The organism is Arthrobacter sp. H-02-3 (assembly GCF_003097355.1).
Classification (GTDB): domain Bacteria; phylum Actinomycetota; class Actinomycetes; order Actinomycetales; family Micrococcaceae; genus Arthrobacter; species Arthrobacter humicola.
On sequence record NZ_PYUI01000022.1, the window covers coordinates 23,352 to 40,581 of the forward strand.

16 protein-coding genes are annotated in these 17,230 nt (G+C 66.7%); 3 read left to right on the forward strand and 13 right to left on the reverse strand.

The annotated features are described in order from the left end of the window. Positions 1 to 24 precede the first annotated feature (24 nt). From C9424_RS17600 to C9424_RS17635, 8 genes are all read right to left on the reverse strand, one after another. Complete coding sequence (locus tag C9424_RS17600; RefSeq protein ID WP_116768177.1) at positions 25 to 1,053, reverse strand: nucleoside hydrolase; 1,029 nt, start codon at positions 1,051 to 1,053, stop codon at positions 25 to 27. Between the two features lie 47 nt (positions 1,054 to 1,100). Then, complete coding sequence (locus C9424_RS17605) at positions 1,101 to 2,078, reverse strand: aldo/keto reductase (protein WP_116768178.1); 978 nt, start codon at positions 2,076 to 2,078, stop codon at positions 1,101 to 1,103. A 53-nt stretch (positions 2,079 to 2,131) separates the two neighbouring features. Then, the gene (locus C9424_RS17610) at positions 2,132 to 2,350 is read right to left on the reverse strand and encodes a hypothetical protein (RefSeq protein ID WP_116768179.1); all 219 of its coding nucleotides are present in this window, start codon (positions 2,348 to 2,350) and stop codon (positions 2,132 to 2,134) included. Positions 2,351 to 2,417: 67 nt separating this feature from the next. Next, positions 2,418 to 2,975 carry a hypothetical protein gene (locus C9424_RS17615; RefSeq protein ID WP_116768180.1) on the reverse strand — a complete coding sequence of 186 codons (558 nt, stop codon included), beginning with the start codon at positions 2,973 to 2,975 and terminating at the stop codon, positions 2,418 to 2,420. Between the two features lie 75 nt (positions 2,976 to 3,050). Then, a complete protein-coding gene (gene dxs, locus C9424_RS17620) occupies positions 3,051 to 5,024 on the reverse strand; it encodes a 1-deoxy-D-xylulose-5-phosphate synthase (protein ID WP_116768181.1) in 1,974 nt (657 codons plus the stop codon). A 162-nt stretch (positions 5,025 to 5,186) separates the two neighbouring features. Further along, on the reverse strand, positions 5,187 to 8,000 hold the full coding sequence (locus tag C9424_RS17625) for an aconitate hydratase (protein WP_116768182.1): 2,814 nt from the start codon (positions 7,998 to 8,000) through the stop codon (positions 5,187 to 5,189). Between the two features lie 192 nt (positions 8,001 to 8,192). Continuing rightward, positions 8,193 to 9,608 (reverse strand): class I SAM-dependent RNA methyltransferase, encoded by a 1,416-nt coding sequence (locus C9424_RS17630; RefSeq protein ID WP_116768183.1) that lies wholly within the window; start codon positions 9,606 to 9,608, stop codon positions 8,193 to 8,195. Further along, positions 9,605 to 11,581, reverse strand: coding sequence for an APC family permease (locus tag C9424_RS17635; protein ID WP_202615915.1), 1,977 nt, complete (start codon positions 11,579 to 11,581; stop codon positions 9,605 to 9,607). Before C9424_RS17635 ends, C9424_RS17630 begins: the two co-directional genes overlap by 4 nt. Positions 11,582 to 11,734: 153 nt before the next feature. Between C9424_RS17635 and C9424_RS17640 the strand changes: the two genes are divergently transcribed. Both C9424_RS17640 and C9424_RS17645 read left to right on the forward strand, forming a co-directional pair. Beyond that, a complete protein-coding gene (locus C9424_RS17640) occupies positions 11,735 to 12,406 on the forward strand; it encodes a potassium channel family protein (protein ID WP_116768185.1) in 672 nt (223 codons plus the stop codon). Then, positions 12,407 to 13,150 (forward strand): potassium channel family protein, encoded by a 744-nt coding sequence (locus tag C9424_RS17645; RefSeq protein ID WP_091255690.1) that lies wholly within the window; start codon positions 12,407 to 12,409, stop codon positions 13,148 to 13,150. An 88-nt stretch (positions 13,151 to 13,238) separates the two neighbouring features. On the opposite strand, the gene C9424_RS17650 is transcribed toward C9424_RS17645, so the two are convergent. The 4 genes from C9424_RS17650 to dut all read right to left on the reverse strand — a co-directional run bounded on the left by C9424_RS17650 (position 13,239) and on the right by dut (position 15,968). Continuing rightward, positions 13,239 to 14,078 (reverse strand): DUF3159 domain-containing protein, encoded by an 840-nt coding sequence (locus C9424_RS17650; protein WP_116768186.1) that lies wholly within the window; start codon positions 14,076 to 14,078, stop codon positions 13,239 to 13,241. Continuing rightward, a complete protein-coding gene (locus tag C9424_RS17655) occupies positions 14,075 to 14,527 on the reverse strand; it encodes a hypothetical protein (RefSeq protein ID WP_116768187.1) in 453 nt (150 codons plus the stop codon). The genes C9424_RS17650 and C9424_RS17655 overlap by 4 nt, the downstream gene beginning before the upstream one ends. Continuing rightward, entirely contained in the window at positions 14,520 to 15,266 is a 747-nt protein-coding gene (locus C9424_RS17660) for a DUF3710 domain-containing protein (RefSeq protein ID WP_116768188.1), read from the reverse strand. Before C9424_RS17660 ends, C9424_RS17655 begins: the two co-directional genes overlap by 8 nt. Before the next feature lie 183 nt (positions 15,267 to 15,449). Further along, positions 15,450 to 15,968: a dUTP diphosphatase gene (gene dut, locus C9424_RS17665; protein ID WP_116768189.1), complete on the reverse strand. Its 519-nt coding sequence runs from the start codon at positions 15,966 to 15,968 to the stop codon at positions 15,450 to 15,452. A gap of 165 nt (positions 15,969 to 16,133) precedes the next feature. On the opposite strand from dut, the gene C9424_RS17670 reads away from it, so the two are divergent. Next, positions 16,134 to 16,619, forward strand: coding sequence for a DUF3093 domain-containing protein (locus tag C9424_RS17670; protein ID WP_116768190.1), 486 nt, complete (start codon positions 16,134 to 16,136; stop codon positions 16,617 to 16,619). Positions 16,620 to 16,640: 21 nt separating this feature from the next. Here the strand turns inward: C9424_RS17670 and C9424_RS17675 are convergent, their stop codons facing one another. Then, positions 16,641 to 16,940, reverse strand: coding sequence for a DUF4193 domain-containing protein (locus C9424_RS17675; RefSeq protein ID WP_091255680.1), 300 nt, complete (start codon positions 16,938 to 16,940; stop codon positions 16,641 to 16,643). Positions 16,941 to 17,230 lie beyond the last annotated feature (290 nt).

Consider the following 17,230-nt stretch of genomic DNA (forward strand, 5'->3'; position numbering starts at 1 on the left):
CCGCCCCGCCTCAGGCGGAACGCCTCAGGTGCCCGGCGACCGCGCACCCACGGCGCGTCCAAGGGCACCAATTGAGGAAATCAGTTCGTCGAAGCAGTGCTCGGGGTGGTTATCGGACACAATCCTGGCGTTGGGCGGCAGCGCCCAGAGCCCGCGGAAGTCTGCCACCGTGGTGCCGATCAGCAGCGGAGAGTCCGTTTCGACGTGGACCGTGGCCGGGCGGGTGGTGAACGGTGTGCGTCCCGCGGCAACGCATGCCGCGAAGGCGTCGTGCACGTGCGCCACATAGCCTTGGTCGTAGAGCCGGTGGAATTCGAAGTAGAAGCGCAGGGCGTCGGACAGGCAGGCGACGAGCGGGTTCCCGGACCGGCTGCGCAGGCCCTCGGGCTGCTCCGGGAGGACCAGTTCAGGCTCCGGGGCGCCCGCGGCCTCGCTCAAGCGCCGCAAGTGCTCCGGTTGCATCTCGATCCGCTCGGTGGTCTCCAGCGCACAGACGATCGGCAGCTTGTCCTCGGGCAGCCCGCGGTAGGCGGCGAACACTTCCTTGGCGGCGTGCGGGTCCACCGAGGTGTTCCATTCGGCCGTCGGGGTGGTGTTGCCCTGGTAGTAGTAGCTGCCGCCCATGATGACGAGCCCCTTGAGCAGCAGGGGGAGCCCCGGTTCGCGGCGCAGGGCGAGGGCAAAGTTGGTCAGCGGGCCGGTGATCAGTCCGGTGATCTCCCCCGGATGTGCCCGCACCTCCTCCACCCAGACGTCGACGGCGTGCCGCGCCGAGATCTGCTGGACCGGCGCCGGCAGCTCGGCGTAGCCGATTCCCTGCGGCCCGTGGGTCTCCTCGGTGGTGACCAGCGGGATTTCCAGCGGAACTTCGGCGCCGATGGCCACCTCGATGCCTTGGCGGCCGCACAACTCCAGCAGGGCCAGGTTGTTCAACGCCACCTGCCGCGCCCCGACGTTCCCGGCGGTGCAGGTGATGGCTTGGATCCGGACGTCGGGCCGGGACAGCAGATAGACCAGGGCCAGCGCGTCGTCGATCCCGGTGTCGACGTCCATGAGGATCGATTGGGTATTCAGCGCCGGATCGTTCGAGGCTTGATTGGTCAGAACAGTGCCACCTTGGGCGTGCGCGGGAAGAGGTCGTCCAGCTCGGCGAGTTCGGCAGGGCTTGGCTTCCAGGCCACGGCGGCGGCGTTCTGGCGCACCTGCTCCGGCGTGGTGGCACCGGCGATGACGCTGCTGACGGACGGCTGCGCGGCCAGCCAGGAGAAGGCGACCTGGACCTCGGTGAGACCGCGCGCGGCAGCGAAGTCGCCGAAGGCACCCAGCTGTTCCCAGTCGGCGTCGTTCACGAGGTTGGTGCGGGTATGGCTGAGCCGGGAGCCCTCGGGAGCGCGGCCGGCGGAGTACTTGCCGGTGAGCAGGCCATTGGCGAGGGGAAAATACGGCAGGACGCCCAGGCCGTAGGCCTCGGCGGCGGGGGTCACCTCAAGCTCCGCACGGCGGTCCAGCAGGTTGTAGTGGTTCTGGCTGGAGATGAAACGCACTCCCCCGCGGGCGCGGGCCACGAACTCGGCCTCGGCGATCTGCCAGCCGGCCCGGTTGGAGTGCCCGATGTAGCGGACCTTGCCGCTGGTCACGAGGTCCTCGAGGGCTGAGAGCGTCTCATCGATGGGCGTCAGCGGGTCCGGGGTGTGGAACTGGTAGAGGTCGATCCAGTCCGTGCCGAGCCGGCGCAGCGAGGATTCCGCGGCCTTGATGATGTAGCGGCGGGATCCGCGGGCGCCGAAGTCCTCGCCGTTGGCGCCGCGCATGTCCATGCCGAATTTCGTGCCGATCACGGCGTCGTCCCGGCGTGAGCCAAGGGCCCTGCCCAGCATTGTCTCGCTGAGTCCGGGTTCCCGGCCGTAGCTGTCCGCGACGTCGAAGAAGGTGATCCCGGCGTCCAGGGCGGCGTGCACGACGGCGTCCGTGCCCTCCTGCGATTCCGTCACAGTCCCGGGCCGGCCCAGGTTGTTGCAGCCAAGTCCCACGGCCGAGACGGATAGTCCGGAATTTCCCACACGGCGGTATTCAGTCATGGATTTACCCTATAACGGCCGGTCGGGCGTCCCGTCCAACGCCGCCGTCACGGCTATCCCGCGGGCAGTTCCAGGCCGTGCTCGTCCATGGCATCCTGGAGCTGCGCGAGGGTGCGCGGGCAGACGCCCGGCATCCCGGCAAGCCGGCGACGGCCAAGCTCCACGAGATGCTCGAGGGTTTCCACCCCCGCGTGCGCGAGCGACTTGCGCGCCGGCGCCGCCAGTCCCGCGGGGAGCGGCGTGCTGCCTGGTTGAGAGGATTTTCGCGTCATTGCGTTGCCTTTCAGTCGGTTGCCCCCAAACTGATGCGAGCCGTGCAGGGCTCCTTGCCGGTGTTGGCTAGAGCGTGAAGCTGCTGGCCGGTTTCGGTGAGTGTTTGAGCTTGAAGGTCTCTTCGCCAAACGGCGCGGCCCCAATGCTCAGCTTGGTGAAGTCCAGGTCCTCGCCCCGGATGCAGACCTTGATGGCGTTGACCGTCTTGTTGACGTCCGGGGTGAGGCAGAAGATGTTGAGCCGGCCATCTGAAAACTCGCTCCGGTCCACGATCCCCAGGCCCCGCCAGGCCAGATGGCTGATGAGGGCGTCCTTGGCTTTCTCCTCGAGGTACTTGTCGCGGCTGGTCCCCTCCTTGGTCTTCAGGGCGTACTGGGCCACCACCCAGAACTGTTCTTCGTCCGGAATTTCGGCGTAGCCGTCCTCGGCGCATTGCACCGCGAAGGCGTCCATGAGGCGCTCGGCAACTTCGGCGTCTTCGACGTCGGTCTCGTCGGTTTTGCTTTGGTGCCCGACGACGCCGTGGTTCATCACGAACTGGCTGTAGTCCTCGTCAAACCAGGCCTCCCTGAACTGCAGGGTGCCCTCTTCGTCGCGTTTGTAAACCCGGATAATTCCACTCATATGCCAGTTCCTTCCTGGGCCGCACGGCGCCGCCAAGGGTGGGCCGTACGGGGTCGTGCTCAACAGACGTGCTGGCTACAGCAGCGGCAGGCTGCCGGTGCTGGGGTGTTCGTGGCCGGGCAAGGGACGCGCGAACGGCACCTTGGTGCCCAGGACCTGGGCGACGACGTCGTGCGTGATCTGCTGGGCGGTCAGCCCGACGCGTTCGAGGACCTGTTTGCGGGTGCCGTGATCGAGGAATTCGACGGGGAGGCCGACCTCGTTGAGGGCGGTGTCCACTCCGGCGGCGCGCATCTCCTGGCGGATCCGCGAGCCGACGCCGCCGGCGCGCACACCGTCCTCGATGCAGATGACCAGGCGGTGGTTCGCGGCGAGGTCGATGATGGACCGCCGGACCGGGAGGACCCAGCGGGGATCCACCACCGTGGAGCTGATCCCCTGGGCTCCGAGCCGGTTGGAGACGTCCAGCGCGAGTTCGGACATGGCGCCGACGCTCACGATCAGGACGTCGTTCTCCGTGGAGCCTGCGGGGCGGCGGGCGAGCACATCGACGCCGTCGGCCAGGCGTTCGAGCGCCTCGACCTCGGCGCCGACGCTGCCCTTGGAGTAGCGGATCACGCTGGGGGCGTCTTCGATGGCCACGGCCTCGCGCAGTTCCTCCCGCAGCCGGGTGGCGTCGCGGGGTGCGGCGAGGTGGAGGCCGGGGACGATCTGGACCATGGCCATGTCCCACATGCCATGGTGGCTCGCGCCGTCGGGCCCGGTGACCCCGGCCCGGTCAAGGACGATCGTGACGCCTGCCTTGTGCAGTGCCACGTCCATCAGCAGCTGGTCGAAGGCACGGTTCAGGAACGTGGCGTAGACGGCGACGACCGGGTGCAGTCCCCCGAACGCCATTCCGGCCGCCGAGGTGAGGGCGTGCTGCTCGGCGATGCCGACATCGAACACGCGGTCCGGGTGCCGGGCCGCGAACTTGTGCAGCCCGACCGGGATCAGCATGGCCCCGGTGATGCCGACGATGTCCGTGCGCTCGTCGGCAATGTCGGCGATCTCATCGGCGAACACGGCGGTCCAGGACTTGGCGCCACCGGCCTCGGCGGGGGCGCCGGTCTCCGGGTCGATGATCCCGACCGCATGGAACTGGTCCGCTTCATGGGCGCGGGCCGGAGCGTAACCGTGGCCTTTTTCCGTCATGGCGTGCACGATCACGGGCCCGGCATAGTTCTTCGCCGTGGAGAGGGCATTTTCCATGGCCTGGAGGTTGTGGCCGTCCACGGGGCCGATGTACTTCATGCCGAGGTCCTCGAACATGCCCTGCGGAGCCCACCAGTCCTTGAGGCCCTTCTTCATGGCGTGCAGGCTCTTGTAGGTGAACTGTCCCGCGGGGCCGCCGTTCTGCAGCCTGCGCTTCCACCATTCGAGCGTGCCTTCATAGGCGGGGGCGGCGCGGAGGGAATCGATGGTGGGACGCAGGGATGCAAGGTAGTCGGCGAACCCGCCGACGGTCGGGGCGTAGGAGCGTCCGTTGTCGTTGACCACAATGACGACGCGGCGCTTCTTGTCCGCCGCGATGTTGTTGAGGGCCTCCCAGGCCATGCCGCCGGTCAGGGCACCGTCGCCCACGACCGCGACGACGAAGCGGTCGCCGTCGCCGGTCAGTTGCCGGGCGCGGGAGATGCCGTCGGCCCAGGACAGTGACGAGGACGCGTGCGAGCTTTCGACGATGTCGTGCTCGGATTCTCCGCGGTCCGGGTAGCCCGAGAGGCCGCCCTGCTGGCGGAGGGTGCTGAAATCCTGGCGGCCGGTGAGGAGTTTGTGGACGTAGGACTGGTGACCGGTGTCAAAGACAATGCTGTCGCGGGGGGAATCGAAGATCCGGTGTACCGCGATGGTGAGCTCGACGACGCCGAGGTTCGGGCCCAGGTGCCCTCCCGTCTGGGAGACGTTGCCGATCAGGAAATCCCTGACCTCGGCTGCCAGCTGATCCAGCTGCGCCCCGGACAACTTACTCAGGTCCTGCGGATTCCGGATGGTGTCCAAGATTCCCAACGGCCCCTCCTTCGGGTGGTAGACATGCCTTTTAACTCTAACGCCTCCGGGGAACGCCCGCTGCCGGAACGGCGCAGGAACACCGAAGGAACGCAGAAGCCCCGGCCGGTCAATGACCGGCCGGGGCCGCTACTGCTGTTCCTCCCGGCGGGAGGACCTCCGCTAGTTCGCGGAGATCTGGCGCAGCACGTACTGCAGGATGCCGCCGTTGCGGTAGTAGTCCGCTTCGCCCGGGGTATCGATGCGCAGGACCGCGTCGAAGGACGTGACGGAACCGTCCTCGGCCGTGGCGGTGACCTTGAGCGTCTTCGGCGTGGTGCCTTCGTTCAGGGCGGTGACGCCCTCAACCGCGTAGGTTTCCGTGCCGGTCAGGCCCAGGCTGGCGGCGTTCTGGCCCGCCGGGTACTGCAGCGGCAGGACGCCCATGCCGATCAGGTTGGAGCGGTGGATGCGCTCGTAGCTCTCGGCAACAACAGCCTTGACGCCCAGCAGTGCCGTGCCCTTGGCTGCCCAGTCACGGGACGAGCCGGAGCCGTACTCCTTGCCGGCCAGGACCACCAGCGGGGTGCCCGCGGCCTGGTAGTTCTGCGCGGCGTCGTAGACGTAGGCCTGCGGACCGTCGGCCTGGGTGAAGTCGCGGGTGAAACCGCCCTCGACGCCGTCCAGGAGCTGGTTCTTGATGCGAATGTTCGCGAACGTGCCGCGGATCATGACCTCGTGGTTGCCACGGCGTGAGCCGTAGGAGTTGAAGTCCTTGCGCTCCACACCGTTGGCCAGCAGGTACTGTCCGGCCGGGGTGTCCGACTTGAAAGAACCGGCCGGGGAGATGTGGTCCGTGGTGACGGAGTCGCCGAGCTTGAGCAGCACGCGCGCACCGGTGATGTCCTGGACCGGCTCCGGCTGGGCCTTCATGCCCTCGAAGTACGGGGGCTTCCGGACATACGTGGACTTTTCGTCCCAGGCGAAGGTGTCACCGGCCGGGGTGTCGAGTGCCTTCCAGCGGTCGTCGCCTTCGAAGACGCCCTCGTAGCCGCGGGCAAACATTTCCTTGTCGATCGAGGAATCAATGACCTGCTGGACCTCGACCGGGTTCGGCCAGATGTCCTTCAGGAAGACGTCGTTGCCGGCCTCGTCCTGGCCCAGGGCGTCGTTGTCGAAGTCGAAGTCCATGGAACCGGCCAGGGCGTAGGCGATGACCAGCGGCGGGGAAGCCAGGTAGTTCATCTTCACGTCCGGGTTGATCCGGCCTTCGAAGTTGCGGTTACCGGAGAGCACAGCCGTGACCGAGAGGTCGTTGGCCTGGATGGCCTCGGAGATCTCGGCGTCCAGCGGACCGGAGTTGCCGATGCAGGTGGCGCAGCCGTAGCCGACGATGTAGAAGCCGAGCTTCTCCAGGTACGGGGTCAGGCCCGACTTGTTGTAGTAGTCCGTGACAACCTTGGAACCGGGGGCGACCGAAGTCTTGACCCACGGCTTGGAGGTCAGGCCCTTGTCGACGGCGTTGCGGGCCAGCAGTGCGGCGGCCAGCATCACAGACGGGTTGGACGTGTTGGTGCAGGACGTGATCGAGGCGATCGAGACTGCACCGTGGTCCAGTTCGAACTCGCGGCCGTCGGCGGTGGTGACGCTGACCTTGTTGGACGGGCGTCCGTTGGACTTCGGGCCGTGGGCGTGCGGGGCCTGGTCCGTGACGTGGCTTGCCGAGCCCGTGAAGGACGGCGAGTCGGACGCCGGGAAGCTCTCGTCGATTGCTTCGTCGACGCTTCCGCCAGCGAGGTCTTCCTTCACGTAGTTGCGCAGGTCCTCGCGGAACTGGGCCTTGGACTCGGTGAGGATGATGCGGTCCTGCGGGCGCTTCGGGCCGGAGATCGACGGAACAACCGTGGACAGGTCCAGCTCGAGGTACTCGGAGAATTTGATCTCCTTGGAAGGATCGTGCCAGAGGCCCTGTTCCTTCGCGTAGGACTCGACGAGGGCGACGTTCTCTTCGGACCGGCCGGTGAGGCGCAGGTAGTCGAGGGTGACGTCGTCGATCGGGAACATCGCGGCGGTGGAGCCGAACTCGGGGCTCATGTTGCCGATGGTGGCGCGGTTGGCCAGCGGCACAGCCGCGACGCCTTCGCCGTAGAACTCCACGAACTTGCCCACCACGCCGTGCTGGCGCAGCTGCTCGGTGATGGTGAGGACGACGTCGGTGGCGGTGGCGCCGGCCGGGATGGACCCGGTCAGCTTGAAGCCCACGACGCGCGGGATGAGCATGGAGACGGGCTGGCCGAGCATGGCGGCCTCGGCCTCGATGCCGCCAACGCCCCAGCCCAGCACGCCCAGGCCGTTGACCATGGTGGTGTGCGAGTCGGTGCCGACGCAGGTGTCCGGGTACGCCCGGACCACGCCGTCAACTTCACGGGTCATGACGGTGCGGGCCAGGTACTCGATGTTGACCTGGTGCACGATGCCGGTGCCCGGGGGGACAACCTTGAAGTCATCAAATGCCGTCTGGCCCCAGCGCAGGAACTGGTAGCGCTCACCGTTGCGCTGGTATTCAATCTCCATGTTGCGCTCCAGTGCGCCGGAGTTGCCGAAGGCGTCAATCTGGACGGAGTGGTCAATGACCATTTCCGCCGGTGCCAGCGGGTTGACCCGCTTCGGGTCACCTCCGAGCTCCTTGACAGCCTCACGCATGGTGGCGAGGTCAACCACGCAGGGCACGCCGGTGAAGTCTTGCATGATCACGCGCGCCGGCGTGAACTGAATTTCGGTGTCGGGCTCGGCGCTGGGGTCCCAGCCTGCCAGTGCACGGACGTGGTCGGCCGTGATGTTGGCACCGTCCTCGGTCCTCAACAGGTTTTCAAGCAATACCTTGAGGCTGAACGGAAGGTTTTCTGCACCTTCGACGGAGTTCAACCGGAAAATTTCGTATTCGGTTCCGGCTACATTAAGTTTGCCTTTTGAACCGAAGCTGTCCACAATGCTCATCGCAGGACTCCTCTCGCAACAGTTTCATCTTTGTCGCGCCGCTGAACCCTTGCTAGTTAGGTCTGCCTAACTAATACAGGCACCAGTACATGGTTGCACGCGATGCAGGTACGGAACGCAGGGAACAGCCGTCTCACTAACAGCAGGTGTGATGGAGCGCGACGACGGACTACTACGCCCATCCTAGTAGCATCACGGTTGGGGAGTCAGTAACGCCACAGTCTCCATGTGGTGGGTGTGCGGGTAGAGGTCGAAGGCGCGCAGCGCCGCCATCCCCCAGCCGCCCTGCCGGAAATAGCCGAGGTCGCGGGCGAACGACGCCGGATCGCAGGACACATACGCGATAGCCCGGGGACCGGCGTCGATCAGCTGTTTGACCACCGCTTTGCCGGCCCCGGCACGCGGCGGATCCAGGATCAGGGCGTCAAAGTTGCGGGGTTTCTGCCGCAGCACCCGCTCCACGCGGCCCTGGACAATTTCCACCTGGGCGGCGTCGTGCAGGTTCTTGCGCGCATCGCGGCTGGTTCCCGGCGCCCCCTCCACCGACAGCACGGAGCCCGTCACGCCCACGGCATCGGCCAGGGGCGCCGTGAACAGCCCGGCCCCGGCGTAGAGGTCAGCCACCACAGAGCCAGGCGCGAGGTAACCGCCGTCGTGCAGGAAGCCGGTGACGGCCCCGACGAGCGTGTCCGGGCCGTCCCGGTGGATCTGCCAGAAGCCGTCGCCGGTGACCCGGTAGTCGTGGCCGGCCGCAGATTCCTGGACATAAGTGCGGCCGCGCAGTTGCAGGACCTCGCCGGTGGTCGGGTGCAAACTGGCCACCGAGACGTCGTCGGGCAACTGCGCCAGGATGCTGCTGAGCCGCTTGGACCTGGTCCCCGGAGCGGGCACCAGCAGCACGAGCGGCCGGGAGCCGTTCGCCGGGGCGGCGACCTCGACGCGCTCGATACCCTGCAGGTCGATATCCCAGAGCCGGAGTGCATTGATGGCATCCACGGCCAGCGGCATCTCCCGTACCGGCAGGATGGCGTCGGAGCGGTGGGCGTGCATGCCGAGCTTGCCTGCGGGGGTCACGGCGAAGGCGGCACGTGTCCGCCAGCCCAGGCCGGCCACGGCGGCATCGCCGTCCCCTGTGTCAGGTCCCGTCCGCTCCGCTGCGCCTTCCGCGGTGTGGCCCCCGGCGGCAGTGCCGACGGCTTCGACGGTGATCTGCCCTGAGGGCGAAAGGTCGACGCCGGCCAGCCGCTTAAGCTGTTCGGCCAGGACCTCGGCCTTGAGGCTACGCTGGCGTGCCAGGGAGATGTGGCCAAGTTCGGCACCGCCGACCGGCGGATGGCGGTGAGACCATGAACGGCCGGAGTCGGCAAGGTCCCAGAAATGCGGTACGCGGTCCGGCGACGGTTCCAGGACCTCCACCACATCGGCACGCCAGAATTTGGCGGAGGGGCCGTCGTCGGTGAGCCGGACGCGGACTTTCTCGCCGGGAATGCCGTGGCGGACGAACACGACGCGGCCCTCATGCCGGGCCACGCAGTGCCCGCCGTGGGCGACGGGGCCGACGTCGACGACGAGCTCGGTGTGGGTGTGCGTCCGGGTGTCCTGGGTCATTGGATGTCCTGCAGTTTCTTGGCTTCTTCGGATGACTTCAGCTGCCACGGCACACTGGCCACCATGACACCGGGCTCGAAGTGCAGCCGGGTCTTGATGCGGAGGGCGGTCTGGTTATGGACCAGCTGCTCCCACCATTTGCCGACCACGTACTCCGGGATGTAGACCACGATCAGGTCGCGCGGCGAATCGCGGCGCATGTTCTTGATGTACTCCATGATCGGAGTCACGGTTTCGCGGAACGGGCTGGCAAGCACCGTCAGGGGCACCGGGATTTCGAGTTTCTCCCAGTCGGCGACAGTCGCCTCGGTCTCCTCCGGGCTGATGTCCACGGTGATGGCGTCCAGCCGCGACGGGCGGGAGGCCCGGGCGTAGGCGAGGGCGCGCAGCACCGGTTTGCGGACGTGGGAGACGAGCAGCACTGCGTGCACACGGGTGGGCAGGGCGCGCGGCGAGGAGTCCTCGTCCACGGCGAGTTCCTTGGCCACGTTGTCGTAGTGCGCCCGGATGCTCCACATGATCAGGAACAGCACGAACATGGCGAGCAGCGCGATCCAGGCGCCCTGCGTGAACTTGGTGATGAGGACGATCACCAGAACCAGGCCGGTCATGCCGAAGCCCACTGTATTGATGGTGCGGGACTTGATGATGCGCAGCCGGACGGCGGAGTCCTTGGACAGTTTCAGTTCCCGGCCCCAGTGCCGGATCATGCCCAGCTGGCTCATCGTGAAGGAGATGAAGACGCCTACGATGTAGAGCTGGATGAGCTTTGTGACGTCGGCGTTGAACGCGATGATCAGTACCAGGGCGCCCGCCGCCAAGGCCAGGACGCCGTTGCTGAAGGCCAGCCGGTCGCCGCGGGTGCGCAGCTGGCGCGGCAGGTAGCCGTCCTGGGCAAGGATGGAGCCGAGCACCGGGAAGCCGTTGAACGCCGTGTTGGAGGCGAACACGAGGATGACGCCGGTGGCGGCCACCACTATGTAGAACGGGATGGAACCCGCGCCGAAAACGGTCTGCGCAATCTGGCTGATGGCCGGATTCTGGATGTACCCCTCCTCCAGGGGCTTGCCGTTCAGGAGGAATTCCGTGGCCGGATCCTGCACGATGTGCACCTTGGTGGCGTTGGCCAGGTAGATGATGCCGGCGAGCATGGCGGAGGCAATGACGCCGAGCAGCAGCAGCGTGGTGGCTGCGTTCTTGCTCTTGGGCTTCTTGAAGTTGGGCACGCCGTTGCTGATGGCCTCGACGCCGGTCAGGGCCGCGGCGCCGGAAGAGAAGGCGCGCAGCAGTAGGAACGCGCCGGCCAGCCCGACGAGACCCTGATCGAATTCCGGTTGCGGCACGATCGTGAAGGCCGCCGACGGCGCCTGGCCCAGCTGTCCGGTCACGGCCTGGAAGATGCCGACGGCGGTCATGCCAAGGATGGAGGCCATGAAGATGTAGGTCGGTACGGCAAAGACGCTGCCGGCTTCCCGGATGCCGCGAAGGTTCACGAGGGCCAGGATCACGACGCCGATGGTGGCAATTGCGGCCTGCTGGCCATGCAGGGAGGGAACCGCGGTGGTCAGGTAGGTCGCGGCCGATGACATGGAGACAGCCACGGTCAGCACGTAGTCAACCAGCAGCGCGGCGGCCACGGTGAGGCCCGCATACTTGCCCAGGTTCACGTTGGCGATCTCGTAGTCGCCGCCGCCGGAGGGATAGGCGTGGACGTTTTGGCGGTAGGAGGCCACAACGGTCAGGAGCACCACCATGACGGCGAGGCCCACCCACGGCGAGATAGCGACGGCACTCACGCCGGCCAGGGCCAGGGTCAGGAGGATTTCATCCGGCGCGTAGGCCACGGAAGACAGTGCGTCCGAGGCGAAAATGGGTAGCGCGATCCGCTTCGGCAAGAGCGTGTGGGCCAGACGGTCGTTCCGGAAGGGCTTGCCTACCAGCACCCGCTTCACGGCATTGAAAATTGTCAGCACCACACAAAGCTAGTCTGATTCGGACGCGATGTCATGACGGCGAAGTCGGCGTGCGCAATGATCCGCCCGGAGGCCCGCGGCCTTGGCCTTCGTGCCTCCCGTGGCCGGTAGAGTTTTACGCAGTATCAGACGCAGAACCAAGAGGAGGCCCATGTGGCGCACTTCGTGATCATGGGTTGTGGCCGTGTCGGGGCAACCCTGGCACACACGCTCGAGGAAGCCGGCCATTCAGTGGCCATTATCGACCAGGACGACCGTGCCTTCCGCCGGCTCCGTGCGGGCTTCACCGGCCGTAAGGTCACGGGGGTCGGATTCGACCGCGAGACCCTCAAGCGGGCCGGCGTCGAGGAAGCCTACGCATTCGCGGCGGTCTCCAGCGGCGACAACTCCAACATCCTCGCCACCCGGGTAGCCCGTGAGACCTTCCACGTTCCCCACGTCGTGGCCAGGATTTACGATCCGGGCCGCGCCGAAATCTACCAGCGCCTGGGTATCCCCACGGTGGCCGCGGTCCGCTGGAGCGCCGACCAGGTGCTGCGCCGCATCCTGCCGGAACAGCACGTCGCCGGCGATTTCCGCGAGCCCTCGGGCCGTCTGGTCCTCGCCGAGGTGGACCTCAACCCCGGCTGGATCGGTCACCCGCTCGCGTCGATCGAGAAAGCGGCCGGCATCCGGGTCGCGTATCTGACCCGGTTCGGCGAGGGGACCCTGCCCGCCGCCGGCATGTCCTACCAGGACGGCGACACCGTCCACGCCGTGCTGAACGTGGACCGCAGCTCCGAGGTCGGCCATATTCTCGCCAAGTCCCCCGCCAAGGAGTCCTAAGTGAAAGTCGTCATCGTCGGTGCCGGAAGCGTCGGATCCTCGATCGCCCGTGAACTGCTGGCCCACAAGCACGAAATCCTGCTGATTGATGAGAAACCGGAGGTCATCGGCCGCAGCGGACTGCGCGGCGCCCACTGGCTTGTCGGTGACGCCTGCGAGCTGAGCACGCTGCAGGACGCCAAACTCGAGGACGCCGACGTCGTGGTTTCCGCCACCGGTGACGACAAGGTCAACCTTGTAGTCTCACTGCTGGCCAAGACGGAATTCGGCGTGGGGCGGACCGTCGGCCGGGTCAACAACCCGAAGAACGACTGGATGTTCGATGACTCCTGGGGCGTCGACGTGGCGGTTAACACCCCGCAGCTCATGACCGCACTGGTGGAGGAAGCGGTGGAGATCGGCGACCTGGTCCGGCTGCTGACGCTCCAGACCGGGGTGTCCTCGCTGGTGGAGTTCACGGTCCCGCATGATTCCCACGTGATCGGCCTGACCGTGGGCGATGTCCAGTGGCCCGAGGACTCCACCTTAGTGGCGATCCTGCGCGACCAGGCACCCATCACGCCCAGCCGCGACGACGTGATCGACGGCGGCGACGAGTTGTTCTTCGTGACTACTATCGCGGCCGAGGACGACCTCCGCGCCCTGCTGGCACCCGAGTCCCCGCTCGATGATCAGCACCCGGTGACCTCGGACCAGCACGGCCACGTGACCCAGCCGGCCGGAGACGACGGCTTCGACGGCTGACGGGCTTTAAACCGCAGTTGCGCTATCAGTTGTGGCTTTTCTCAGGACTGTGAACAGCCACAACTGATAGCGCAAGCGGTTGGTCGAGCTATTTTGTTTCGGCTGCTGCGTCTGCTTCGGGCAATACCGGCGCGGGCCGGGTCAGCAGCCAGGCAATCCAGACGCCGAGGATGTAGAGCGGGGCACCCATGAGCAGCCGGGTGGTGGCGAGGGCGGCGAGGCCTTCTTCCCCCATGAAGTAAAGCGGCACCTGCACCACGAGCCGCAGGACCAGCACGGAGACAATCACCCACGTGCCGATCCCGTAAGCCTTTACCCGCTTCGGATCTTTACGCCAGTCCAGGCCCTCGTTGCGGATGAAGCCGAAGAGCAGGCCGGCGATCGGCCAGCGCACGGCGACGGAGATGGACATCGCGAGGATGTAGCCGATGTTGGTGAAGAACCCCAGGACATAGAAGTTCTCCGCCTTTCCCGTCGAGGTGGCGAGCCAGGCGGAAAGCCCGACGCCGATGAACCCCGCCAGTGCCTGCGTCAGAGGCTTGCGCTGGACGAGCCTGGCCACGGTAAAGGCGGCGGCCACCGCCACGGAAGCGATGACGGCCAGCGACAGGTTCTCGCGGTCTATGGTGAAGGCGATCAGGAAGACGAGGCCCGGCAGGATGCTCTCCGCGATTCCCTGGATGCCGCCGGCGCTCTTGAGCACGTCAATATTGCCGTTGCTCGACCGGTGCAGGCCGGCCTTTGCCGCATAGTCGCCGGCAAGCTGGGCCACGGTCGGCTGCGAAGCAACAGGCTGCGAAAGAGTCGGCTGGGACGCGACGGGGCGGGAAATGTCCTGGTCGGTGCCGGCGGCTTCCCGTGGCTCCCGCGGGTCCGCTTCCCTGTCTTCCCGCCGGGGGGCCCGCTCGGGGTGTTCGGGCAAGGTCATTGCTCCTCCTGGCGGGACAGTATTTCGTAGCGCGGATTGAAGATGGTGGGCAGTCCGTCACGGATGGTGACCATGCCCTCGAGCCGGAGTTCTGTGCCGGCGTCGACACCGGGAATCCGTCGGCGCCCCAGCCATACGACGCGCAGCCGGTCCTTGGGGCCCGCGGGCCGCTGGCGCTGCGCGCCGGGACGCACGCGGTGGGTGGACACGGTGGCAGGCAGGCTGCCGGCCGCTTCGGCACCGGCGCCGCCCTTCGCGCCGGCTCCCAGGAAGCGGGAGACCGGGGCTGGCGCGTCGTGATCGATCACGATGGCGGTGAAGGCGGCCACCTGGTTGGCCGGCACGTACGTGACGGACTCGATGAAGCCGTGGCATAGCACCCGTCCGCGGTCCGGCAGGTCCCGGACCGGCACGGCGGCGGTAGCTTTCTTGCCGGCGGCTTCAGCCAATCTGGGTTATCTCCGGTCCGCGTTCGGGCTGTTCGAATTCGGGGGCCGCGTGCGGGGAGGGCGCGGCCGCCGTGTCCTTGGGAAGGCGGAGCTGCAGCAAGTCGCGCGGCGGCATGGGGTTCTCGCCGCGGACGACGACAATCTGCCGGAAGAGCCCTTCCAGCCCGGCCGCGGAGTCGCGGTCCAGTGCCGCCTCGCCGCCGAAGACGCCGCGGAGGAACCAGCGCGGGCCGTCGACGCCGATGAATCGAGCCACGCGGTAGCCCTGGCTGCCGTCCGCGCCGCCTGCAGGGAGCTTGGCCACGAGCTCGGTGCCGAAGCTGCCCTCGATCTCCTCGACCTGGCCGCCCTGGCTGCCGACCGACTGGCCGATTTGTTCACGAATTTCGTCCCACAGGCCCTCTGAACGGGGGGCGGCGAAAGCCTGAAGCTGAAGGCTCGACCCCTCCAGGTCCATCGTGACGGCTACGACCCGCTGGGTGGCCTCTTCAACTTCCAGGCGGAGCTGGAGTCCCTCGCGGGGGGTGATCAGGAGCGCACCAAGGTCCACGTAGCCGTCCTGGCCCTCGATTTCCGAGACGTCGAAGGGACCCGTAGAGGCCCGGCCCGCGGTCTTGGCTGCGTTGCCGGCAGGCTTCGTGCCGTCCACAGTCGCAGTGCCGTCAACAACAGCCTCCTGGTCCGTATCAGGCCCTGTCAGCTGTTCCTGCTTGGCTTTCTTGCCACGCCCAAAAACCATGGGGTTGTCTCCTTAGTTGTGATCCTGTGCCGCCGTGCGGCGCCATCCTGGCGCCTGCCTGCGTGGCCGTCCGCTACCGGCAGCCGCCTGCTCAATTTTCCCTGCACCGCTGATCTTGCTGCAGCGCCGTGTGCGGCACTGCAGAATCCCGGATGATCCTCACGGCCAGGCCGGAACCTGTACTCAGGCCGGTCCGCCGAAACCGCCGGTGGAGCCGAAGCCGCCTCCGCCCCGGACCGAGCCGTCCAGTTCCTCGACGGGGAGGAACCGTGCGTACTCCACGCGCTGAATGACCATCTGTGCAATTCTATCGCCGCGCCGCAGCTCGATCGCCTCGTCCCGGTCCGTATTGAGCAGTGTCACCGCGATTTCTCCGCGGTAGCCGGCGTCGACCGTGCCGGGGGCGTTCACAACGGTCAGACCGTGCTTTGTGGCGAGGCCGGACCGGGGGTGGATGAGCGCAACGAAGCCGTCAGGGAGGGCAATGGAAACCCCGGTTGGAACCAGGCGGCGCTCCCCCGGCGCAAGGACCACGTCCTCGCGGGCGCGAAGGTCGGCGCCGGCGTCGCCCGGGTGCGCGTACGACGGCGGTTCGAGCCCGTCGTCGAGCATCTTCAGCTGTACCGTCAAGGTGGGCGTTCCATACTCTGCATCGCGGGCCATTGGTGCGGCCCCGGCGACGGCGGTGTTTTCTTCAGTCACAGTCCCTCACTCTAACGCCAGCAACGAGTATCGTCCTAGCCGCCTGCGCGCCCGCGGGCTGGCCGGCCGCGCGTGCGGGCCGCCGGGTAGGAGCGGGGCCGGCATGGACTTCGAGCCGGGTGAAGCCGAGATGAAATAGCCCGCGAAAGATGGAAAGCTGGGCATATGCCCGAATCCAGCGCAGCTGCGCCTGCCCCCAAGAGTGCCCCGAGCGACTCCACTGTCCTGTACGCCGAGAAGCTCTGGCCGAACTTCTGGATCTGGCTTGTGTCGGCGGGGCTCTCCAGCGCCGGTATCCTCATGCTGGCGCCCATCAGCATCTGGGCCGGCATCACCGCAGCCATTGTGCTCTTCGTCGTCATCTCTGTACTTCTGGTGCTGTCCACGCCGTCGATCACCGTCACGAAGACCACCCTGAAGGTGGGCCGGGCCACGATCGAACGCGGGTTCCTGGGCAAGGCGACGGCGTTCCGGGGCAAGGAGGCGACGGCGGAACGCGGCACACGTCTTAACGGCCTGGCGTTCCTGTGTATCCGCGGCTGGGTGGATCCGGTGGTCCGGATCGAGATCGAAGACCCCTCGGATCGCACCCCGTACTGGCTCACATCCACCCGCCACCCGGAGCAGCTGCTTGCCGCGCTCAATTCCTGACTTGCACCGGTTGCCGGGAGCCTAGCCCTCGCAGTCCTTGCAGTACTTGAGGCCGTCCTTTTCGCGGGCAATCTGCGAACGGTGGCGGACGAGGAAGCAGGAGGCACAGGTGAATTCGTCTGCCTGGGCGGGCAGGACCCGGACCAGCAGTTCCTCCCCGGACAAGTCAGCGCCGGGAAGTTCGTAGCCTTCGGCGAGGTCGGACTCGTCTTCATCCACCACAGCGGAAGGCTTCTCCGTACGCCGCACCTTCAGAGCCTCAATGGAATCCTCACTGAGGTCTTCTTCGGTCTTGCGCGGCGCATCGTAATCAGTCGCCATTATTTGTTGCTCACACTCCGCATTCGTTCGATTCGATCGATGTGACCATTTTGCTCAATTTGATCAAATGGTTCGCCGGTCCCGGCGGCCCTGCCGGGCTTGTGGCCCTGGGCTCCCGGAGCGGTTCTCCGATGTCAACGCCGGACATGCGGTTTTTGTGCCCGGTGTCGGTCATTTTTGCTTAAGCTCCTGCCGAACACCAGAGCCCGCCGCTCCCTTCCTGCCGTTATCTTCCGCAGACTGGCCAAAACCGCCGGAAAGTCGCGGAAAATCACGGCGCGCCAGCCGTC